This is a genomic window from Rhizobium ecuadorense (genome assembly GCF_001187535.1).
Classification (GTDB): Bacteria; Pseudomonadota; Alphaproteobacteria; order Rhizobiales; family Rhizobiaceae; genus Rhizobium; species Rhizobium ecuadorense.
This window is the reverse complement of the sequence record NZ_LFIO01001267.1, coordinates 180,299-200,430: the sequence shown is the minus strand read 5'-3', so window position 1 is coordinate 200,430 and position 20,132 is coordinate 180,299. Positions and strand designations below refer to the sequence as shown.

Sequence of the window (20,132 nt, the reverse complement as noted above, 5' to 3'; positions counted from 1 at the left end):
GCACCATGGTTGGCGGTGAGGCCGGAGACCGACAGCTGGTCGCCGTCGACATCGGAGAAGCCGGCCAGCAGGTCGGCGGTACTGATCGTGTAGGGCGTGTCCTCGGTTCCCGCCGCAAGCGTCGCCGCATTGCCGCTGAGGACGGGTGCGTCGTTGACCGCATCAAGCGTGAAGCTCTGGCTTGCCGGCAGGCTGCCGCCATGGCCGTCGATGACGGTATAGCTGAGGCTGACCGGGCCGTTGTAGTTGGCATCCGGCGTGAAGGTCCAGGTGCCGTTGTTGTTGTTGACGAGCGCACCATGGTTGGCGGTGAGGCCTGAGACCGACAGCTGGTCGCCGTCGACATCGGTGAAGCCGGCCAGCAGGGCAGCGGTACTGATCGTGTAGGGCGTGTCCTCGGTTCCCGCCGCAAGCGTCGCCGCATTGCTGCTGAGAACGGGGGCGTCGTTGGCTCCGTTGATCACAACCTTCAGCGTGCCGACGCTGAGCGTGCCGTTCGACATCTTGATCGTATACTGGATCGTGTCCTGGAACGTTTCTCCGGCATTGAGCGCGTTGATCTGCGCGCTTAGACCGGCTGCGTCATAGTGGATCTTGTTGTCATTGCCGATCCAGAATGTTGCTCCCATTTGGCTGGTTTGGCTGAAGCTTACGCCGACGCCGTCCTGGATCAGCAGGTCCTTGTTGTAATCGACAAACGCCTTGTTGGTAACGACGATCGCTGCCCCTCCGTCGTCGTTTTTGACGCCGTCATCGACCGAATAGATCGTCGTCTTCACGCCGCCCCCGCTTGCGGCCAAGACGTCGAACGTGAACTGAAGGCTGCCGTCCTCGGTGCCGGATTGTGTCAGATCGGCTGCCGCGCCTGAATTCGAAAACGTGACGGTCGTGCCTGAAACTGTCGTAGTCGCCATTACAAATTTCCCCCCAGTGATACTGCAAACGATGAAAGTGTTCGCCCCAGTTGTTATTGTTAATCCGGGCGCGCCCACCCATCGCCGACGCAATCGCGGAATAAACATGCCCATATTGACGGTATATTATATTTTTACAAATAGTAATCCATGCAATACATGTAGTGCTACAAACTATACAATAGAGTTAGGTTGATTATGCATATGGTTAATTCAGCAATGCATGAGATTATTTGCGCCAGCATCGAAATGGCAAGCTGCACTTCCGGTTTATCGGCACGGAAGAGTTCCACACGGCGCCGACTGGGCCAGGCCTGCAGCTCGACAGGTTTCATAAGCGAAGCAAGCTCGCGACGCGGTGGACTGGCCCGCGAGCTTTATGAAATTGTGCGCGGATGCAGGGGAACTACCGGACAGACGATCTCGCATCGAAAGGCCTGAAAATTTCCGATGGACCTTGTCGATTGCAGAACCGTAAGATCAACAACCGTCTGTCAACACGGAACAATCAGATGCCGATCTTTCATGCCAAGTGTAGCTGCGGCGCCCTGTCCCTGGAGGTCGATGGCGATCCTTTGCACAACCACATCTGCACCTGCAGACGTTGTCAGCGTGCATCCGGCAGCGCGCTTTCACACAATGTGTGGTTCCGCGAGGCGGATCTCCGGGTCGTTTCCGGAGACTATTCCGTATGGTATCCGCAAGGCGAAAGCACAGCTGATGTGATGAAAGCGTTTTGCCGGATCTGTGGCGGCGGTGGATTTTCGAAATCCGGAGCGTACTTCCCCGGCTCGGTCGTCATCGCGGGCGGCACATTCGCTGATCCATCCTTTCCCGCGCCGGATCATGTTCATTGGTGGAATAGTCGTCCGCACTGGATCGGTCTGGCCGAGGCGATCGAGCGTCATGCCGACGAGTGAATTTGCTCGATCATCGCGGGCAGGGCACGCGGTTTGGCAAACGGCCTGCCGGCGGTTCAATCCGCCTTCGGCTGCTCGGGAAGCTGCCCGTAGGCCGTCAGAATGGCCTTGATCAGCCCCGGGAAGCGTTCGTCGAGTTCGGCGCAGCGGGTCTGGTTGCGCATCTCCACGCCCTGGCGTTCGCTGAGGATCAGGCCGGATTCGCGCAGCACCTTGAAATGGTTCGACAGCGACGACTTCGGGATGACCCGCTCGCCGAGTTGGCCCAGCGCCGAGCAGGTCCCGCCGCAGCCGGCACCGGAAAGCCAGGCGAAAATTGCGGCGCGCTCCGGATCGGAAAGCGCATAAAGGATCGCCTCGGGCCGGATGTCCTCTAGGGCTGGGTGAAAGAGCGGTCTCATGAATTTTATATAGCGACCCTTGACATTAAGATCAACAGTTCCGAATTTCTGAACTACGGAACAAGGCCGCCAGTTTCGACGGCAGTCCGGATCAGAAGGAATTGGATATGGCTAAGCTTACGGGAAAGGTCGCTGTGGTCACCGGGGCCTCCAAAGGCATTGGCGCCGCGATTGCCAAGGCGCTTGCGGCCGAAGGTGCTGACGTGGTGGTGAATTACGCTTCGAGCAAGGCCGGGGCAGACGCCGTGGTTGAGGCAATCAATGCGGCCGGCGGCAAGGCGATCGCGGTGCAGGGCGATGTCTCCAAGGCCGAGCAGGCGCAGGGCCTGGTCGATGCCGCGGTCAAGCAGTTCGGCAAGCTCGATGTGCTGGTCAACAACTCAGGCGTCTATGAATTCGCGCCGCTCGAAGAGGTGACCGAGGAACATTATCGCCGCATGTTCGACGTCAATGTTCTCGGCGTTCTCTTGACCACCCAGGCTGCGGTCAAACATCTCGGCGAGGGCGGCAGCGTCATCAACATCTCATCGGTGGTCACCAGCGTGGCGCCGCCGGCCTCTGCCGTCTACACCGGCACCAAGGGCGCCGTGGATGGCATCAACAGCGTGCTTGCCAAGGAACTCGGCCCGCGCAAAATCCGTGTCAACGCCATCCTGCCGGGAGTGGTCGAGACCGAGGGAACGCACACGGCCGGCGTCATCGGCTCGGATTTCGAGCAGGTCATCGTCGGCCAGACGCCGCTCGGCCGCGTCGGCCAGCCGGACGATATTGCCGGCGTCGCCGTCTTCCTCGCTTCCGACGACGCCCGTTGGCTGACCGGCGAACGGCTGAATGCCAGCGGCGGTTTCCGCTAAGGCTGGTTGGTTGCGCGCGCCTTTATGGGGCGCGCGTTCCTCGCCGGAGAGAGCTTTACACTTCCCATGGCAATCAGAAGCTCCCGCATGGGGTAAGCCCCGCCGCACATTCCGACTAAAGGCCCGGGCCCTCTGTCTTCAGGAACAAACTCCGCATGGCGAGGTTGGGTTTGCGATACAGCGCAAAACCCTGGGAGAAACTCATGCGGAAATCTCTTCAATTCATCCTGGTCGGCCTCGCCGCCATGACCGGCTCGACGATCTCGCCGACGATCGCGGCTGCGCAGAATCTGGAATTGCGGGTCGGCCCCGGCGGCGTCGGCGTTTACGATCGCGATCGCGACCGTGATCGCTATGACCGATATGACCGCCGCGGTCCGCGCGGCTGCGATCCGGGCGATGCGCTCGATATTGCCCGCAGCGAAGGACTTCGCCGGGCGCAGGTCGTTCGCATGTCGCCGCGCAGCGTCGTCGTCCAGGGGATGACGCGCCGTGGGCCGGAGCGGATGATCTTTGCCAACCGGCGCGGCTGCCCGGAAATCTGACCCGCGGTGTGAGCGGCGGGGTAGGCGGCAAAGCCTGGTGACAGAGAGAAGACGGCCGTCGTGCCGATGCCGGCGGAACCTTTGGGCGCGCCGGACATTGCTGCCCATGCAGCGCTCTGCATGGGTCGGCTGCAGTCTTTGAACCATGGGAGGATTCATCATGATGAGCGGTCAATTGAAGGCGCTTCTCGCCGTTCTTGCCGTTGCCGGCTACCAGAACAGAGACAAGATCGGGGAACTCCTGCGCGGCATTCAGAACCCGCAGCAATCAGGCGCCGGAGGCCAGCAGCCGGGCGGGCTTGGCGGCATCCTCGGGGGGCTCGGCGGCTCCGGCGGTTTGGGCGGACTTCTCGGCGGGCTGACCTCCGGCAGCATCGTCAGCGGCGGTCTCGGCGATCTCCTGAAAACCTTTCAGCAGAACGGCCATGGCGACAAGATCGACTCATGGGTAAAACCCGGGCAGAATGCCGATATTAATGACGGCCAGCTCGCCGAAGCCCTCGGCCCGGATGTTCTGAACGAGATTGCCCGGAACACCGGCCTGTCGCGAGAGGAGATTCTCGGGCGGCTGAGCCGCGATCTCCCCAAGGCCGTCGACGACCTGACGCCGGAAGGGAAGCTGCCGACACCAGAAGAGGATTTTTTGTCGTCGGCGAGCAATTCGACCACGTCGCGGCCGGGCGGCATTTAGGTTTGCTCTAAGGGGCGCGCGGCCGGCAGGCAGCCGGCGCGCGTCAGCTCATTTATCGCTGATTTGCCGCAGCTTTCACCCCGCGCTCCGTCCTCCTCGGGCTTGACCCGAGGATCCACGCCGGCCACCCATCAGCGGCGGGCATGGATTCCAGGCTCAAGGCCTGGGAATGACGGAGGTTGGGGGTGTGTTGGTGCCACACTCGCCGCTGACGCGCGTGATGATTGCGGTCGGACTTGATGAGGATTCTGCGGCGCGCTAAATCACCTGTTGCCATCAACGCGGATCGCCCGGAAGTGAACAAGAGACACCGCAGCTCCGATACTTCCCCAACCCATGTTTTCACACGCAGCGCCATCGCGTCAGATCCTGCCTGGCTGCCTGACATGGTTGCCCTTGGAAAGCCATCGATTGCCGCTGAAGCCTATATCCAGGCCTATCTGGCGGATCCCGGCGCATGGTACTGGTCGACGATCCTGCTTCACGATCCGAAAGAGATGGTGTTGAAGCGGGTTCTCGCCATTGTCGAGCAAGCCAAATTGCCCGATCACGAAAAGGCGCTCGGTCAATTGGGCGCCGGCCCGCTTGAAGACATGATGTCGGATGAACTGCTGGATCATCTGCAGCATTGGCTGCCGTTCACGCCCGCCATGCGTTACGCGCTTGGCCAGGTTCGAATCTCTGCCGAACATCCTGCCTTGCAACGGCGACTGAAGGCGATGCTCTCGCGGTAGTGCCTCCGCTGGCGGGTGGGCATGGCTGAGGAGGGATCAGGGAGCGCACCGACGCTCTCCTTCCGCCATACGTCGCTGATTTACCGCAGAGTTCACCCCACGCTCCGTCCTCCTCGGGCTTGACCCGAGGATCCACGCCGACCACCCATCAGCAACGGGCATGGATTCCAGGCTCAAGGCCTGGAATGACGGAGGTTGGGGGTGTGTTGGGTGTCACGCTCGCTGTTGGCGGATGGCAGACTTATTTCGACAGGGATGTCCGAAGAAACGTGTAGACGCTGCGGATGGACTTTGTCGCGGCGTCGGGGTCGTATTTTTCGATGTGACCCAACACCCTCCTTCCCATCGCGAACTCCGGGGCATCAAAATTGTGATAAACACCCTTGTAGAGATTGAACTCGATCGGCGGGGCATCGTCATCAAGACCGGCCAGCCTCTTCCGGCATCGTTCAGCCGGGCTCCAATTGTCTCGGTCGCCGCTTAAGATCAGGGTCGGTACCGTCGCATCGCCTTGACTGGCCGCGCAGGCCGGATAGTAGGCGACCGCCGCCCTGAACTTGTGCTCCATCAACTGTTCGTTGCCTTCGATTTTTGTGGCCTCCAGGGTTGCGGTGCCGCCCGTGGAAAAGCCCATCAGCGCGACGCGCCTGATATCGACGAAGCTCGATTTCGATAGGAAATTCAAAGCGCCATAGGCGTCGAAGACGCGATCGGGGAGGGCGCTTCGACAGGTGTCCTGGATGTTGCGGGGGGTGAAACTGTCGACCACCAGCACGACGTAACCCCAGGAGACCAGCCGTTTCGGCCAGAGGTCCTTGACGCTCGGACGCATACCCTCGCATCCATGCATGACGACGACCGCCGGGAAGGGGCCGTCACCGCCAGGGCGAGACAAATATCCGAGCAACGGTATGCCTGGCGGTTGGGCGAGAATTTCTCCCTGTTCCGCGGCCTTGCGTATTCGAAAGGCGCTGAGTTTGACGGGAGCGCTTTCGAACCGCACCAATTCGTCGGCATCGGCTGGGTTTTCGGCAAGCGTGATGCCGAGAAGGGCGGCAAAGCAAACAATAAGTCTCGCGGTTTTCACTGACGCCTCCATCGTTTGAGCGACAGAATGCTCATTGTACGCCGGAGCTGAAGGTTGGCAAAGCGGATGGGGTTGGGCGGGGAAGAGTTCACAACCGCTATTTCTCACGGAGTTCACCTCTTGCTCCGTCCTCCTCGGGCTTGACTCGAGGATCCACGCTGGCTTCCATCAAGTGGCGGGCATGGATCCTCGGCTCAAGGCCGAGGAGGACGGAGGGTGGGGTGGCGGTTTTGCCAAACTTGTCGGATAGCGGCGCATTCTGCCGCCTACTGGGTCGGCAGAGCAGAGTTTTAGGCTGACTCGGGACTACGTTGGAAAGGCCTTGATCACCCCCCGGCAAGTCAGTTAAGCCTACCGTAAATCCAAGCTGTGAGATTTGAATCCAGAGGTGAGGTCGGCAAAGTCGGCGTCGGCCTGCGGTTGGCTGCGCCATTCGCTAAGGCTTGCGAACCGGCCGCGGTCAATGAGTGCAACCGCTATTTCTCACGGAGTTCCCCCTTGCTCCGTCCTCCTCGGGCTTGACCCGAGGATCCAAGCTGGCTTCCATCAAGTGGCGGGGATGGATCCTCGGCTCAAGGCCGAGGAGGACGGAGGGTGGGGCTAGCGGTTTTGCCAAACTTGCCGGATAGCGGATGGCATTCTGCCGCCACTTGGTCGGGCAGGCTTGATTCTAAACTGGGCCAATTAGCGCTTGATCACCCCCCGGCGGATCATTTATCACTACCGCAAATCCAAACTGCGAATATTGAATCCGAAGGCAATGTCGATGATCTAGTCGGTATCGCTCTTCGATCGCATGCATTCGCCGAGGCTCCCCGGCCAGCGTTACCGAACGCCACTGCGGGTTTGGCACAGTGCTCATCCCTTGCTCCGTTCTCCTCGGGCTTGACCCGAGGATCCACGTTGGCCTCCGCCAGACGTGGGCATGGATCCCAGGCTCGAGGCCTGGGATGACGGAGGGTGGAGGGTCGTTTTCGCCAAACCTACCGGAGCTAAACGTGCCCCTCTGTGGCCGCATCGGCATGGAAACCCATTTCTCACAAGGAGAACTGCAATGGACGCTTCGATTGCGCCGGCCTCCCGCGCCGCAGTGGTGACGCCGAATGACAGTGCGATTGTCGGGGCGCGGTCGCTTTATATCGGCACTGCCGGCGATGTGGCGATTGCGCCGCGGCGGGATATGGATCCGGTGATTTTCAGGAGCGTGCCGGCCGGGACGATCCTGCCGGTGCATGCGGCCATCGTGGCGCTGACCGGGACGACGGCGTCCAACATCATCGCGCTGTTCTGAGCGTTCAGCAACAGACCCCATGGGCAGACCGACCAAGTTCACCCAGGCGCTGGCCGAGAAGATCTGCGATCGCATTGCCGACCGGGAAAGCCTGCGGTCGATCTGCCGGGATGAGGATATGCCGGCGAAATCGACGGTGCTCTCCTGGCTCGCTGATGACGGCAAGGCGGCGTTTCGGGCGCGCTATGCGCTGGCGCGCGAGATCCTCGCCGACGGTTTCGTCGACGAGCTGGTCGAGATTGCCGACGACCGCAGCAATGACTGGATCGAAAAGAAGAACGCGAGCGGCGAGACCACCGGCTGGCAGGAGAATGGCGAGGCGATCCGGCGCTCGCAGCTGCGCATCGCCACCCGCCAATGGGTCGCCGAGAAGCTCAGGCCGAAGAAATACGGTTCGAAGGCCGAGCCCGAACAGGGCGTGAGCGGCGAAGTCTCGCAATTGCTGGAAGATATCAATGGCAAAACCCGCGGACTTCCAAACGGCGGTTGACCAGTTTTCCGACTGGCGCTGGCGGCTGAACAATCTTTACTGGATCACCGACAAAGCCGGCCGGCGCGTCAGGTTCGAGATGAATTGGACGCAGACGACGTTTTTCGAGGAGATGCATTATCTCAACGTGCTCTTGAAGGCCCGCCAGCTGGGCCTGACGACCTTCATCCAGATCTTCATGCTCGACGCCTGCGTCTTCAACCGGGATATCCGGGCCGGCACCATCGCCCACACGCTCGGCGACGTGCAGACGATCTTCAGGGACAAGGTCAAATATCCCTACGACAATCTGCCGGAGGGTATCCGCAACGCCGTGCCCGTCGTCAGGGGCAACCAGGCCGAACTGCTGCTCGCCAACAATTCGAGCATCCGCGTCGGCACCTCGCTGCGCTCGGGAACGCTGCAATATCTGCATATTTCCGAATATGGAAAGCTCTGCGCCAAATATCCCGACAAGGCGCGGGAAGTCAGGACGGGCGCACTAAACACGGTGCAGGCCGGCCAGCTGGTGTTCATCGAAAGCACGGCGGAAGGCCAGGAAGGGCATTTTTACGCGCTCTGCGACGATGCCCAGGTCAAGCAGCGCCAGGCGCTGGAGCTGACCGAACTCGACTTCAAGTTCCATTTCTTCCCCTGGTGGAAGGAGCCGCACTATGCGATCGCGCCTCAGGGCGTCATCGTCAGCGATGCTTTCGCCAAATATTTCCGCCAGCTGGCCGAGCAGGGGATCACCCTGACGGAGGGGCAGAAGGCCTGGTACGTCAAGAAGGCCGAAACCCAGCTCGGCGACATGAAGCGCGAATATCCCTCGACGCCGGCCGAGGCTTTCGAGGCGAGCGTCGAGGGCGCCTACTATGCCGAACAGATGGCGGTCGCCGACGCCGAAGAGCGCATCGGGGTTTTCCCGCATGTCGAAGGTTATCCGGTTCACACCATCTCCGACATCGGCATGGACGATGCCAACAGCGTCTGGCTGTTCCAGGTGCTGCCCGGCCGGGTGCGGATGATCGGCTATTTCGAGCATACCGGCACCGGCATGGACGGCATGCTCGACGAGCTGGCGCGGCGCAGTACCGAGCACGGCTATGTCTACGGCGTGCACAACATGCCGCACGACATCAAGGTGCGGGAGTGGACGCGCGGCGGCATGACCCGCATCGAGATCATGCTGAAAGAGGTCAGGGCGCGCGGCCTCGGCACGGTGCGCAAGGTCGAGCGTGCCTATGTGCATGACCGCATCAACGGCACAAGGCGCATTCTGGCCAAGGTCGAGTTCGACCAGGCCGGTTGCATCGAGGGCATCAAGTGCCTGCGCAATTACCGCAAGGACTGGGACGAGGATCTCGGCGTCTTCCGCGACGAACCGCTGCACAATTGGGCGTCACACGGCGCTGATGCTTTCGGCGGCCTGGCGATCATCTTCACCGGATTGGCGCCCGAACCGCTGAAGTCCGAGCGTAAGTCGCTGCCGACGTTCCAGACGATGACATTCAACGAATTTGCCGATGCCACCCCTAGACATAGCGAGCGTGTTTGATGGAAGACGAGATAACGGCTTCAGAGGACGGGCAGCGCTGGGATCCGGCCAAGGTCGGCGCCCATTGGCAGCAGGAACTCGAGCGCGCCCAGCGCTATTTCAAGTCCTGGCACGACCGCTGCGTCAAGATCGAAAAGATCTATCTCGACCAGCAGTCCGACCAGACGAGTGCCGCCAAGCGCCGCTTTCCGATGCTCTGGGCCAATACCTCGGTGATGCAGCCGGCCGTCTATGCCCGCGTGCCGCAGCCGGTCGTCGAGCGCCGCTTCAAGGATGCCCAGCCGGTGGCGCGCATCGCCTCGGAACTGGTCGAACGCAATCTCGCCTATACCGGCGATGAGGCCGATCTCGATTCGATCATGCGGGCGGTGCGCGACGATTTTCTGCTTTGCGCCCGGGGCACGGTGTGGCTGCGTTACGAGGCCGATTTCGAGCCGCTCGATATGGGCGTCCAGCCCTCGGACCCGGCGGCAGCCCAAAACCTACCCGAGAGTTTGCCAGGTCGGATGGGCGGCGCTCAGCCGGAAGCGATCAGCGACGAGCGTGTCTGCATCGACTATGTCCACTGGTCGGATTTCCTGCATTCGCCGGCGCGGCGCTGGAAGGACGTGACCTGGGTGGCGCGGCGTGTGCCGATGACCGACGAGGAAATGGAGAAGCGCTTCGGCGCTGAGGCCACGGCATCGCGGGCGGCCGAAGGTGCGGCCGGCAATAAGGGCACCAGCCAGGCCGAGCGCCTGGAGAATGAGGGCAAGACCCATGTCTGGGAAATCTGGTGCAAGAGCGAGAATTATACCGTCTGGATTGCCGACGGTTCGCCGGTGGCATTGGAGGTCTCCGAGCCGCCGCTCGATCTGACACATTTCTGGCCTTGCCCGCGCCCGGCCTACGGCACGATGTCGACGAGCTCGCTGATCCCGGTTCCCGACTATGTCTATTACCAGCAGCAATGCGACGAGATCGATCTTCTCACAAAGCGCATCAACAAGCTGACCGACCAGCTCCGACTAAAGGTGTTCTATCCCTCCGGCGACGGCGCGATCTCGCCGGCGATCGAGAAGGCGATGCGGCCTGAGAACGACATGGTCATGGTGCCGATCCCGGAATGGGCGGCCTTTACCGACAAGGGCGGCTCGAAGGCGATCGTGACGCTGCCGATCGACGAGGTGCAGAAGGTGATCGTCGCCTGCATGTCGGCCCGCAAGCAACTGATCGAGGATGTATATCAGATCACCGGCATCTCCGACATCGTGCGCGGCGACACGCAGGCATCGGAGACGGCCACAGCCCAGCGCATCAAGAGCCAATGGGGCTCGATCCGCATCCGCGACCGCCAGGCGGAGCTCGCCCGTTTTGCCCGCGACATCATCCGCCTTGCCGGCGAAATCATCTGCGACCAGTTCCAGCCGGAAACGCTGATGCTCGTCAGCGGCATCCGGCTACCGACGATGGCTCAGAAGCAGCAGGTCGAGATGCAGATGCAGCAGATGCAGATGGCGGCGCAGCAGGCGGCCATGCGGGCGCAGCAGATGGGGCAACCCGCCCAGTCGCCCCCAGGAATGGCGCCGCCCGAAATGCCGCCGCAGCTGCAGCAGATGATGGGGCAGCCGACGATCGACGAGGTGGTGCAGCTCCTGCGCAATGACAGCATTCGCGGCTTCCAGATCGAGATCGAGACGGATTCGACCATCGAGCCCGACGAGGACGCCGAAAAGCAGCGCCGCATGGAATTCGTCCAGATGGTCGGCGGCTTCATGCAGCAGGCGGGCGCCATGGCGCAGCAGTCGCCGATGCTGGTGCCGGTGATGGTCGAGACGCTTCTCTTTGCCGCCCGCGGCTTCCGGGCCGGCCGCCAGCTCGAAAGCACGCTGGAGCAGGTGGGCGCCCAGCTCTCCCAGGCAGCAAGCGCGCCGAAACCGGAGCCGCAGCCATCGCCCGGCGAGATGCTCAAGCTGAAAACCGCCGAGGTGAAGGCCGGCGCCGAACAGCGCAAGGCCGAACTCAGTGTGGCAGAGGCCGAGATCGAGCATCGCGCCACCGTGGAGCAGGCGCGCGGTGAGATGGCGGCGCAGGCATTGCAGCAGATCGGGGGGCAGCAGATCCAGGGCCAGCAATTCCAGGGGCAGCAATTCCAGGCGCAGCCGCCCTATCAGTGAACGGGAGCAACAGCATGAGAGAACGCTATTGCCGCGTCTGCGGCGGCTGGCATCCACTCGACCAATGGCCACACGATTGCCTGCCGGTGCAAAACCCGGCGCAGTCGGATCTGCCGGCGCCGCATTTCGTCAGCGACAACATCGATATCCAGTCGATGCATGACGGCAAGCATTACACCTCGAAAGCCAGGCTGCGTTCGGCTTACCGGGCAGCCGGGGTGATCGAGATCGGCAACGAAAAGCCGTTGCCGATCGAGCAGCCGAAGGCGGATCGAATGGCGATCCGGAACGAATTGCGGCGGGTTTACACCGAGTACAACGCCTAATGCATGTCGCCCGGAAGTGTGCAGCGGTTCCGGGATAACGACATGCATAAAAGCTCTAACGGGCATCAATCCCCGACATAGGAAATTTCCCCATGGATATGGAAGACCTCAACGAGGCCGGCAACGGCAGCGAAGATTTTGGTGCGTTCGACGACAAGCCATTGAGCGATAAGCCTGTCAGCATCCGCGACAGTTTGAAAGCGGCGATCGACACCGTCGAGGCCAATGGCCCGGGCGATATATCAGGCCAGCCGCGCGACGGCGAAAACGGCCGTTTCCTGGCCAAGGGGCAGGAACAGGCCGGTGCTGCAACGCGGGCAGGGCAGGCGCCGGCGGCAAATGCTGCAGCCCAGAAGCAGACGCTGCAGAACCGCGGCCAGGGCAGCGAACAGCCGGCAGCCAGCGGCAGCCGGGTTCCGCCCGGCTGGTCGGCGGAAGCCAAGGCGCAGTTCACCAGCCTTCCCCATGAAGTGCAGGCGGCGATCGCCAAGCGCGAGCAGGAGGTCGATAACGGCTTCCGCGTCCTGCAGGATTACAAGGGGCTCGAGGAATTCACCCCGATCATCCGCCAGGCCGGCGTGACCCATGCCGATGTCATGCGCCGGGCGATCGACTGGGAGAAGGCGCTCATCCACGATCCGGTCAACACCGTCGTTCACGTCGCCAGGATGGCCGGGGTCAATCTGCACGCCCTGGTCAATGGCCAGACGGGAGAGATCCTGCAGCGGAATTCGCAGCAGGCACAGCCCCAACGCCAGACCGGCGCCTTCAATGTCGAGGCGACGGTCGAACATGTATTGCGGAAAAGGGACACCGAAACTCAAGTCGATGCCTTCCTTTCCGACCCGGCAAACGCGCACGCCGAAGATGTGCTCGACGACATGATCGCCCTCGTCAACGCAGGGCGGGCATTCTCGCTCCAGGACGCCTACGACGCCGCATGCTGGATGCGCCCGGACATTCGCCGGCAGTTGATCAGTCAGACTGCGCAGGCCTCCGTCCCACAACTCCACGCCCAGAGGGCCGCAGCGGCAGATCAAGCCCGCCGCGCCTCGCGATCCATCTCTGGTTCTTCCGCGCCGGGCCCGACCCGCGATGCGGCAAGGGGCCAGCCCACCTCCATCCGCGACTCGCTGCGCGACGCCATGCGTTTTTCGCGCGGCCAAGTCTGATCAAAGGCCAATTCTGATCAAAGGCCAAGTCTGATTAAAGGAACGATCGATGCCCATCTCGCCCAACCTCTCTGAAATCGTCACCACGACGCTGCGCAACCGCAGCGGCACGGTCGCCGACGACGTGACGAAGAACAACGGTCTTCTCACCCGTCTCAACAGCCGCGGCCGCAAGAAGCCGATCTCCGGCGGCCGCACCATCGTCCAGGAGTTGCAGTATCAGGAAAATTCTACCTTTAAGCGGTATTCCGGCTACGATATCCTGAACGTGCAGCCCTCCGACGTCATCACCGCCGCCGAATACGATCTCAAGCAGGCTGCGGTTGCCGTCTCCATGTCCGGCCTCGAACAGCTGCAGAATTCCGGCGAGGATGCGATCCTCGATCTGCTCGAGCAGCGTATCGAGAACGCCGAAACGACGCTGAAGAACAACATCGCGCTCGACTGCTATTCCGACGGCACGGCCGATGGCGGGCGGCAGATCGGCGGCCTGCAGCTGTTGATCTCGACCTCGCCGACCTCAGGCACCGTCGGCGGCATCTCGCGCGCCACCTGGGGTTTCTGGCGCAACCAGAAATTCTCGGCCTCGGCCGATGGTGGTGCGGCCGCCACCAATGCCAACATCCAGAGCTATATGAACCGGCTCTATATGTCCTGCGTGCGCGGCTCCGACGCGCCCGATCTCGTCGTCGCCGACAACAACTTCTTCCGTCTCTACTGGGAATCGCTGCAGGCGATCCAGCGCATCACTTCCGCCGACAAGGGCATGGCCGGCTTCCAGTCGCTGCAATACATGGGCGCCGACGTGATCTTCGACGGCGGCTTCGGCGGCGGCGCGCCGCTCAATCAGATGTTCTTCCTGAACACCAAATACCTGTTCTACCGCCCGCACCGCGACCGCGACATGGCGCCGATCGGCGACGAGCGCATGAACACCAACCAGGATGCCTTCGTCCAGCTGATGGGCTTTGCCGGCAACCTCACCATGAACAACGCCTTCCTGCAGGGCGTGCTGTTCGCCTAAGTCGAAGAAAGGATCACCTCCATGACTATCGCAACTTCCCAGACCGATCGTCTTGGCGCGAACCCGTTCGTCGTCGAAGGCCCGATCGTCGCTGGATCCGGCATCCCGGGTCCGAACTTCGCCCTCGGCGCGATCGCCGGCGGCGATCGTGAATCCGAATGGGTCTATTGCCAGCTGGTGCTGGCCGCGCAGACGACCCTTCAGCCCGGCCAGTGGTTCCAGTGGACCCGGGACTATGTCGCTTCGCTGCTGACCACGGCGGCGGCCGTCGTCGGCCAGCGCTGCGGCGTCTTTTCCGGTGCCGCCCAGCCGCCGACGCTGACCGGCGGTCCGGTCGGCGCCATTACGCTCGCAGCCGGCACTTACTACATCTGGCTGCAGCGCAACGGCCAGGCGCCGTCGCAGGTGGCAACCGCAACGGCGGCCCTCGTCGTTGCCGAAACCACCGCCACCGTAGGCCAGGCGAGCGCCCCGGCCTCGGCCACCGCCACCACCAAGGCGATTGCCAACGTCAACTTTGCCGCCGCCAACCAGACGTTTACGGCCAACACCGTCAACGGCTCCAACCAGCTGGCGGGTATCGCCGGTCTGAGTGCCGGTTCCGGTCCGTTCATCGGTGCGGCGGTTTCCGGCACCGGCATTGCTGGCGGCACGACGATTGCGGGCATCACCTACAGCCCGAACGGCGTCGTGCAGAGCATCACGCTCTCGGCCAATGCGACGGCCAACGGCACGGGCATTACCGTCACCGCGACGGGCGTGCTTGAGGCGACGCTGATGCGGCCGTTTCTGTCGAAGGTGAACTAAAGCCGTCGACCTTTCTATGTTCGGTGTGCCCCTCATCCGCCTGCCGGCACCTTCTCCCCGCGCGCGGGGAGAAGGGAGCAAGCCGCGAGCTTTCCGTCCCCACAGACCTCTCGCAGGGCACGTCCCCTCTCCCCGTTTTTACGGGGAGAGGGTTAGGGTGAGGGGCAGCCATCTGCGCGACATCACAGCAGGCGCTTCGGCGCCCGCATCTCCCCGCCATCAACAGCGAGACCAGCACATGCCCGACAACACCGGAATCTATGCCTCCTTCAGCCTCGAGCCGGTCGAACAGACCTTTTTGACCGAGAAGGAAGGCCGGCCGATTTTTGCCGATAAGGAATTCGTCCGCATCTTCATCGCCGGCGACAAACACACCGAGGTCTACCGCGAGGTGACCGACAACGACAAACAGCGCTTTGCCGACGCCTATAAGCGGTTCAAGGACGGGGCCGCGGCCCGCGAACAGCTGACCGGCACGCCGCTTTCGCAATGGCCCTATCTCAAGCCCAGCCAGATCAAGGAGCTGGAGGCGGTCAATATCTACACCGTCGAACAGCTCGCCGCCCTTTCCGACACCGCCAAGCAGAAGATCGGCATGGGCGCCAACGAGCTGACTGCCGCCGCCCGGGCCTATCTCGCCACCGCCGAAAACTCCAGCGCGGCGTCCGCCTTTGCCGCCGAAAACGAGCGGCTGAAGGATGAGGTCATCCGTCTGCAGGAGCAGATGAAGGAGATGGCCTCGCGTTTCGAGGCGCTGGAAAACGACGGCCAGGGCAGCAAGGCCCGCAGCCGCCCGGCCGCCTGAACAACTGCTTTGAACCGGAGACCCCCCGCATGTCGCTCCTGACCATCATTCAGAACGTCTGCGCGGAAATCGACCTCGATCCGCCGACGGCCGTCATGTCCTCGGCGGATCCGCAGATCATGCAGCTGCGCATCCTCTCCACCCGCGCCGGCCGCGACCTGATGCGCCAGCATGACTGGTCGGCGCTGATGGTGCGGCGGCAGTTCGTGGCGACCGGTGCAAATCCGGAACCGGCAGAGCCGCCTGCCGACTGGAACCGCTTCGCCGCCAACGCCACGATCTGGAATGCCGCGCGCCTCTGGCAGCTCAACGGCCCTGTCGAGCCGCAGACCTGGCAGCGCCACACGATCCTCAATTCAAACCCGGTGCCGCAGATCTGGCGCATGGCCGGCGGCAAGCTCGACATCTACCCGAATGCCCCAGGCGAGACGGTCGAATATGCCTATATCTCCGGCTTCTGGGTGACGGTGAATGGCGGCGCGGCCACGGCGGGCAATTGGGCTGATGACAGCGATACCGCCCGTCTTCCCGAAGATCTCCTCGAACTCTCGCTGATCTGGCGCTGGAAGCGGGCCAAGGGCCTCGATTACGGCGAGGAGATCGCTAGCTTCGAGCGCTCCAAGGAAGCGGCGATCGGCGCCGACCGCGCCGCAAGCCCCGTCGACCTGTCGCTGCCGGCGCGGGGTCAGGCGCCCGAGAATTATTGGCCCGGCACGATCACGGGGGCAAATCCATGACCCGCAGACCTGTCCCTCCGAATGGGCGCACCGGCCGCGTTTCGCCGAGCAAAGATTGGATCGCGCCGATCGGCGGCTGGCGAACCGATGTCGAGATGGCCGATATGCCCGCAGATGCGGCGTTTCAGCTCGACAACTTCTTTCCCGAGGCCAACCGCGTCCGCGCCCGCTATGGTTTTCTCGCCTTCTCAACCGGCCTCGGCGGCGACGTGCAGACGGTCATTCCCTATTCGGGCGTCAGCAACAGGCTGTTTGCCGCCGCCGGCGACAAGATCTTCGACGTGACGGTGGGCGGTGCTGCCGGTGCGCCCGTCGTCTCCGGCATGGCCAGCGCCCATTGGTCGGTGCAGCAATACACCAACCCGGCCGGCCAGGAGTTCCTGCGCCTCGTCAACGGCCTGGACACGCCGCTGCTCTTCAACGGCACCTCCTGGACCAACAATTTTCTGGTCGGCACGGCCGCACTCGCCACCCAGAACGTCGCCGTCCGCAACACGGCCTATACGCTGAGCTTCTTCGGCACCGGCTCGGTCACGCTCTCCGGCGCCTTTTCAGGCACGCTGAACGGCACCGGCGTCAACAACCGCGTCGCGCTTTCCTTCACGCCGGCGGCCGGCACGCTCGTCGTCACCGTGACGGGAACGGTCACCAATGCGCAGCTGGAAAAGGGCGCGGCCGCCACCCCCTACGTCGCCTCGACGATGATATCAGGCATATCGGACTCGTCACTGCTGATCGCGGTGACGGCCTATCGTTCGCGCCTGTGGTTCATCGAGAAGAATTCGACCAATGTCTGGTATCTCGCCACCGACGCCGTCAGCGGCGCGGCGACGGTTCTGCCGGTCGGCGGCAACATGAAATATGGCGGCACGCTGGTTGCGATCAATGTCTGGACGATCCCGGTTTCCACAGGCCTGCAGCAGTGCCTGGTGCTGATCTCTTCGGAAGGCGAGGTGATCGTCTTCCAGGGTTCCGATCCTTCGAGTGTTGCGAACTGGGGCCTGATCGGCACCTTCAAGCTCGGCCGGCCGCTCGGCAGCGACCGCTGCCTGCTGTCGGTCGGCGCGGATCTGGCGATCATGACGACCGATGGCATCGTGCCGATCACCAAGGCGGTGCAGCTCGACCGCGGCGCCACCAGCCTCGGGGCGATTACTTCAAGGATCGGCCCGACATGGCGCGAGACGGTGGCGGCAACCGGCACGACCTCGCAGGAATGGCAGCTTTCGAGCTTCCCCGCGCGGCAGATGGCGATCGTCAACCTGCCGTCCTCCTTCGGCCCCTATCAATATGTGATGAACACCGAAACCGGCGCCTGGTGCCGCTTCGTCGGCATGCCGGCCTCCTGCTGGGCGAGCTGGCAGGATCGGCTGTTCTTCGGCGCCGGCGACGGCACGGTCTATGAGGCCGAGGTCGGCGCCAACGACAATGGCGTGGCGATCGACGCACTGATGGTCGGCGCTTGGAGCCGTTACGGCGACGGGCTCTCGACCAAGCTCTCGAAGCTGATCGGGGTGACGGCGCAGATCGGCGTTTCCTCGCTGATGTATGGCGGGATCTCGGTGGATTACCAGACCAAGATTCCGACGGCCCTTTTGTCCTCCGTCGAAAACAACGCGGCGGCTAAATGGGGAACGGCGGTCTGGGGCGTGTCGAAATTTCCCGGCGTTTCGCTGGTGCGCAAATTCGCCTCCGCCGGCGGCGCCGGTTCGGCCTTGGCGCCGACGATCCGCGCGCTGATCTCCGGCTCCTCCGGCTCCGTCTCGGAAGCCGCCGTCGTCGGCGGCTCGGTGCTTTACGAAAAGGGCACGCCGATTTGATCGTCTCCGAACCGCGCGCGGAAATCGCCGCCTGGGTCGGCGGCCGGATCGGCGTCAGCTTCCACCCGCCTTACACCACGCTTGCCCATGTCGACCGCGGCCGGATCATTGCCGGCTTCGTCTTCAACGTCTGGACCGCGCATGACGTCGAGGTCTCGCTTGCCGCCGACCGGCTGACGCGGACGCTGATGCGATCGGTTTTTCAATATGTCGTGCATCAGCTCGGCTGCCGGCGCGCAACCGCCAGGACCCGGGCCGACAATTTCGACGCCCAGACGATGCTCGCAAGGCTCGGCGCCCGGCTGGAAGGCCGCCAGCAGGCCTATTTCGGCGACTGCGACGCGCTGCTTTACGCAATCATGAAGGAGGATTTTCTCTATGGTCTCCACGCCGAAGGCCCCCAAGGCGCCTGACCCGACCCAGACCGCGGCGGCCCAGACGGCCACCAACGTCGACACCGCCATCGCCAATGCCGGCTTGAGCCACACCAACCAGTACACGCCGGATGGCTCGCTGGAATACAAGGTCAGCGGCTACCAGACGATGAAAGACCAGACCGGCAAGACCTATCAACTGCCGACCTATTCGGCCTATCAGACCTATTCGCCGGAAAACCAGGCGATCTACGACCAGACGCAGCAGACCCAGCTCGGCCTCGCCAGGCTCGCCAACGACCAGACCGGCAAGATCTCCGGCATCCTCGGCACCAATGTCGATTTGAGCGCCGGCAATGTCGACAAATACGTCAATAATCACTGGCAGTCCGGCTTCAACAACCAATGGGACCGCGATCAGGCAAGCCTCGACCAGAGCCTGGCCGACAAGGGCATCTCGATGGGCTCGGCGGCTTACGACAACGCCATGCGCGATTTTTCCACCCGCAAGCAGGCCGCCTCTGACCAGTATCTCGGCGATATGTATTCGAACGCGCAGAACGCCATCCTGACCGAGCGCAACCAGCCGCTGAACGAGATCTCGGCGCTGATGTCGGGATCGCAGGTGCATCAGCCGAGCTACGTCAACACGCCGACGACGCAGCTGCCGAACGTCGACCAGGCGGGGCTGATCAACGACAATTTCAACCAGAAAATGGGCCTCTACGACCGCCAGGTCGCCCAATCCAACGCCGCGATGGGCGGCCTTTTCGGGCTCGGCGGAACACTCCTTGGCGGCTGGGCGAAATCCGACCGGCGGCTGAAGGAGGACATCAAACGCGTCGGCACGCTGGATAACGGCCTGCCTGTTTACGCCTACCGCTACAAGGACGGCGGCCCGATGCAGCTCGGCCTGATGTCCGACGATGTGCGAAAAATCCATCCGGACGCGGTGTTCGAACACGAAGACGGCTTCGACCGCGTCTTCTACGGAAGGGCAGTGGCATGATCCCAACCATCTTCGCCGGCAATACCGGCAGGACCCAGAGCGACATCGACGACAAGCGCAAGCAACTGGCCTACGCCATGCTGGAGCAGGGCATGGATGCGAGCCCGGTGCAGTCGCCGTGGCAGGGCGCGGCGCGGCTGGCGCAGGCGCTGATGGGTGGGCTGGCGATCAGGCAGCAGGATCAGGAGCGGCAGTCTACTGCGGCCAAGGCTCCCGCGGCGCCGACGGCCGCGCCTGCCATTCCGCCCGGCGTGCCCGCCACTCCGCCGGCGAAGCCCCCTGGCTTCCTGTCGTCGCTGTTCGGTGGACAGCGCAGTATTCCATGACGATGCCGGAGCCCTTTTGCTGTCAAGGGTCGCTAGCGCCCGCGATTTAGGCTCCACCTGCTGTTGTCGGCCTTTTCTGCCGAACGGACAGTGGCCATTCCTTCAAACCAAA

General features: G+C 62.9%; 23 protein-coding genes. 20 read left to right on the top strand and 3 right to left on the bottom strand.

Annotation, left to right across the window (positions count from 1 at the left end; all coding sequences use genetic code 11):
* A partial coding sequence (locus AF337_RS27180) for a cadherin-like domain-containing protein (protein ID WP_160320363.1) occupies positions 1 to 914 on the bottom strand: 914 nt, incomplete at its 3' end.
* 395 nt (positions 915 to 1,309) lie between these two features.
* On the opposite strand from AF337_RS27180, the gene AF337_RS27175 reads away from it, so the two are divergent.
* Complete coding sequence (locus AF337_RS27175; RefSeq protein ID WP_244471324.1) at positions 1,310 to 1,834, top strand: GFA family protein; 525 nt, start codon at positions 1,310 to 1,312, stop codon at positions 1,832 to 1,834.
* Positions 1,835 to 1,890: 56 nt separating this feature from the next.
* Here the strand turns inward: AF337_RS27175 and AF337_RS27170 are convergent, their stop codons facing one another.
* On the bottom strand, positions 1,891 to 2,235 hold the full coding sequence (locus AF337_RS27170; RefSeq protein ID WP_049734575.1) for an ArsR/SmtB family transcription factor: 345 nt from the start codon (positions 2,233 to 2,235) through the stop codon (positions 1,891 to 1,893).
* 107 nt (positions 2,236 to 2,342) lie between these two features.
* Between AF337_RS27170 and AF337_RS27165 the strand changes: the two genes are divergently transcribed.
* The 4 genes from AF337_RS27165 (at position 2,343) to AF337_RS27150 (ending at position 5,059) form a co-directional block, all read left to right on the top strand.
* Positions 2,343 to 3,089, top strand: coding sequence for a glucose 1-dehydrogenase (locus tag AF337_RS27165; protein ID WP_049734574.1), 747 nt, complete (start codon positions 2,343 to 2,345; stop codon positions 3,087 to 3,089).
* 203 nt (positions 3,090 to 3,292) lie between these two features.
* Complete coding sequence (locus AF337_RS27160; protein ID WP_049734573.1) at positions 3,293 to 3,634, top strand: hypothetical protein; 342 nt, start codon at positions 3,293 to 3,295, stop codon at positions 3,632 to 3,634.
* A 160-nt stretch (positions 3,635 to 3,794) separates the two neighbouring features.
* Complete coding sequence (locus tag AF337_RS27155) at positions 3,795 to 4,325, top strand: YidB family protein (protein ID WP_049734572.1); 531 nt, start codon at positions 3,795 to 3,797, stop codon at positions 4,323 to 4,325.
* A gap of 296 nt (positions 4,326 to 4,621) precedes the next feature.
* A complete protein-coding gene (locus AF337_RS27150) occupies positions 4,622 to 5,059 on the top strand; it encodes a hypothetical protein (RefSeq protein ID WP_082336874.1) in 438 nt (145 codons plus the stop codon).
* A 241-nt stretch (positions 5,060 to 5,300) separates the two neighbouring features.
* Here AF337_RS27150 and AF337_RS27145 read toward each other — a convergent pair whose 3' ends face one another.
* On the bottom strand, positions 5,301 to 5,954 hold the full coding sequence (locus AF337_RS27145; protein ID WP_483150635.1) for a dienelactone hydrolase family protein: 654 nt from the start codon (positions 5,952 to 5,954) through the stop codon (positions 5,301 to 5,303).
* Here AF337_RS27145 and AF337_RS45675 point away from each other — a divergent pair.
* From AF337_RS45675 to AF337_RS27075, 15 genes are all read left to right on the top strand, one after another.
* Positions 5,904 to 6,149: a hypothetical protein gene (locus tag AF337_RS45675; protein ID WP_244471326.1), complete on the top strand. Its 246-nt coding sequence runs from the start codon at positions 5,904 to 5,906 to the stop codon at positions 6,147 to 6,149. The genes AF337_RS27145 and AF337_RS45675 overlap by 51 nt on opposite strands.
* Before the next feature lie 1,051 nt (positions 6,150 to 7,200).
* Positions 7,201 to 7,437, top strand: coding sequence for a spike base protein, RCAP_Rcc01079 family (locus tag AF337_RS27140; protein WP_049734569.1), 237 nt, complete (start codon positions 7,201 to 7,203; stop codon positions 7,435 to 7,437).
* Positions 7,438 to 7,456: 19 nt separating this feature from the next.
* Positions 7,457 to 7,927 carry a terminase small subunit-like protein gene (locus AF337_RS27135; protein ID WP_049734568.1) on the top strand — a complete coding sequence of 157 codons (471 nt, stop codon included), beginning with the start codon at positions 7,457 to 7,459 and terminating at the stop codon, positions 7,925 to 7,927.
* Positions 7,893 to 9,464, top strand: coding sequence for a terminase large subunit (locus AF337_RS27130; RefSeq protein WP_049734567.1), 1,572 nt, complete (start codon positions 7,893 to 7,895; stop codon positions 9,462 to 9,464). Before AF337_RS27135 ends, AF337_RS27130 begins: the two co-directional genes overlap by 35 nt.
* Positions 9,464 to 11,620 (top strand): hypothetical protein, encoded by a 2,157-nt coding sequence (locus tag AF337_RS27125; RefSeq protein WP_049734566.1) that lies wholly within the window; start codon positions 9,464 to 9,466, stop codon positions 11,618 to 11,620. Before AF337_RS27130 ends, AF337_RS27125 begins: the two co-directional genes overlap by 1 nt.
* Before the next feature lie 14 nt (positions 11,621 to 11,634).
* A complete protein-coding gene (locus tag AF337_RS27120) occupies positions 11,635 to 11,946 on the top strand; it encodes a hypothetical protein (protein ID WP_049734565.1) in 312 nt (103 codons plus the stop codon).
* A 92-nt stretch (positions 11,947 to 12,038) separates the two neighbouring features.
* The gene (locus tag AF337_RS27115) at positions 12,039 to 13,118 is read left to right on the top strand and encodes a hypothetical protein (protein ID WP_049734564.1); all 1,080 of its coding nucleotides are present in this window, start codon (positions 12,039 to 12,041) and stop codon (positions 13,116 to 13,118) included.
* Between the two features lie 49 nt (positions 13,119 to 13,167).
* Positions 13,168 to 14,142: a phage major capsid protein gene (locus AF337_RS27110; RefSeq protein ID WP_003587937.1), complete on the top strand. Its 975-nt coding sequence runs from the start codon at positions 13,168 to 13,170 to the stop codon at positions 14,140 to 14,142.
* A gap of 21 nt (positions 14,143 to 14,163) precedes the next feature.
* Positions 14,164 to 14,949: a hypothetical protein gene (locus AF337_RS27105; RefSeq protein WP_049734563.1), complete on the top strand. Its 786-nt coding sequence runs from the start codon at positions 14,164 to 14,166 to the stop codon at positions 14,947 to 14,949.
* Positions 14,950 to 15,187: 238 nt separating this feature from the next.
* Positions 15,188 to 15,754, top strand: coding sequence for a hypothetical protein (locus tag AF337_RS27100; RefSeq protein WP_049734562.1), 567 nt, complete (start codon positions 15,188 to 15,190; stop codon positions 15,752 to 15,754).
* A 29-nt stretch (positions 15,755 to 15,783) separates the two neighbouring features.
* Entirely contained in the window at positions 15,784 to 16,491 is a 708-nt protein-coding gene (locus AF337_RS27095) for a phage adaptor protein (protein ID WP_049734561.1), read from the top strand.
* Complete coding sequence (locus AF337_RS27090; RefSeq protein WP_049734560.1) at positions 16,488 to 18,311, top strand: hypothetical protein; 1,824 nt, start codon at positions 16,488 to 16,490, stop codon at positions 18,309 to 18,311. Before AF337_RS27095 ends, AF337_RS27090 begins: the two co-directional genes overlap by 4 nt.
* On the top strand, positions 18,308 to 18,724 hold the full coding sequence (locus AF337_RS27085) for a GNAT family N-acetyltransferase (RefSeq protein ID WP_049734559.1): 417 nt from the start codon (positions 18,308 to 18,310) through the stop codon (positions 18,722 to 18,724). Before AF337_RS27090 ends, AF337_RS27085 begins: the two co-directional genes overlap by 4 nt.
* The gene (locus tag AF337_RS27080) at positions 18,690 to 19,694 is read left to right on the top strand and encodes a tail fiber domain-containing protein (protein ID WP_049734558.1); all 1,005 of its coding nucleotides are present in this window, start codon (positions 18,690 to 18,692) and stop codon (positions 19,692 to 19,694) included. The genes AF337_RS27085 and AF337_RS27080 overlap by 35 nt, the downstream gene beginning before the upstream one ends.
* Positions 19,691 to 20,020, top strand: coding sequence for a hypothetical protein (locus tag AF337_RS27075; RefSeq protein ID WP_049734557.1), 330 nt, complete (start codon positions 19,691 to 19,693; stop codon positions 20,018 to 20,020). Before AF337_RS27080 ends, AF337_RS27075 begins: the two co-directional genes overlap by 4 nt.
* The last annotated feature ends 112 nt before the right edge of the window (positions 20,021 to 20,132 follow it).

Bases quoted from the DNA above. Each gene is read 5' to 3' on its own strand.
- AF337_RS27175 (WP_244471324.1), top strand. From the start codon at position 1,310: ATGCAGGGGAACTACCGGACAGACGATCTCGCATCGAAAGGCCTGAAA.
- AF337_RS27170 (WP_049734575.1), bottom strand. From the start codon at position 2,235: ATGAGACCGCTCTTTCACCCAGCCCTAGAGGACATCCGGCCCGAGGCG.
- AF337_RS27165 (WP_049734574.1), top strand. From the start codon at position 2,343: ATGGCTAAGCTTACGGGAAAGGTCGCTGTGGTCACCGGGGCCTCCAAA.
- AF337_RS27160 (WP_049734573.1), top strand. From the start codon at position 3,293: ATGCGGAAATCTCTTCAATTCATCCTGGTCGGCCTCGCCGCCATGACC.
- AF337_RS27155 (WP_049734572.1), top strand. From the start codon at position 3,795: ATGATGAGCGGTCAATTGAAGGCGCTTCTCGCCGTTCTTGCCGTTGCC.
- AF337_RS45675 (WP_244471326.1), top strand. From the start codon at position 5,904: ATGCATGACGACGACCGCCGGGAAGGGGCCGTCACCGCCAGGGCGAGA.
- AF337_RS27140 (WP_049734569.1), top strand. From the start codon at position 7,201: ATGGACGCTTCGATTGCGCCGGCCTCCCGCGCCGCAGTGGTGACGCCG.
- AF337_RS27135 (WP_049734568.1), top strand. From the start codon at position 7,457: ATGGGCAGACCGACCAAGTTCACCCAGGCGCTGGCCGAGAAGATCTGC.
- AF337_RS27130 (WP_049734567.1), top strand. From the start codon at position 7,893: ATGGCAAAACCCGCGGACTTCCAAACGGCGGTTGACCAGTTTTCCGAC.
- AF337_RS27125 (WP_049734566.1), top strand. From the start codon at position 9,464: ATGGAAGACGAGATAACGGCTTCAGAGGACGGGCAGCGCTGGGATCCG.
- AF337_RS27120 (WP_049734565.1), top strand. From the start codon at position 11,635: ATGAGAGAACGCTATTGCCGCGTCTGCGGCGGCTGGCATCCACTCGAC.
- AF337_RS27115 (WP_049734564.1), top strand. From the start codon at position 12,039: ATGGATATGGAAGACCTCAACGAGGCCGGCAACGGCAGCGAAGATTTT.
- AF337_RS27110 (WP_003587937.1), top strand. From the start codon at position 13,168: ATGCCCATCTCGCCCAACCTCTCTGAAATCGTCACCACGACGCTGCGC.
- AF337_RS27105 (WP_049734563.1), top strand. From the start codon at position 14,164: ATGACTATCGCAACTTCCCAGACCGATCGTCTTGGCGCGAACCCGTTC.
- AF337_RS27100 (WP_049734562.1), top strand. From the start codon at position 15,188: ATGCCCGACAACACCGGAATCTATGCCTCCTTCAGCCTCGAGCCGGTC.
- AF337_RS27095 (WP_049734561.1), top strand. From the start codon at position 15,784: ATGTCGCTCCTGACCATCATTCAGAACGTCTGCGCGGAAATCGACCTC.
- AF337_RS27090 (WP_049734560.1), top strand. From the start codon at position 16,488: ATGACCCGCAGACCTGTCCCTCCGAATGGGCGCACCGGCCGCGTTTCG.
- AF337_RS27080 (WP_049734558.1), top strand. From the start codon at position 18,690: ATGGTCTCCACGCCGAAGGCCCCCAAGGCGCCTGACCCGACCCAGACC.
- AF337_RS27075 (WP_049734557.1), top strand. From the start codon at position 19,691: ATGATCCCAACCATCTTCGCCGGCAATACCGGCAGGACCCAGAGCGAC.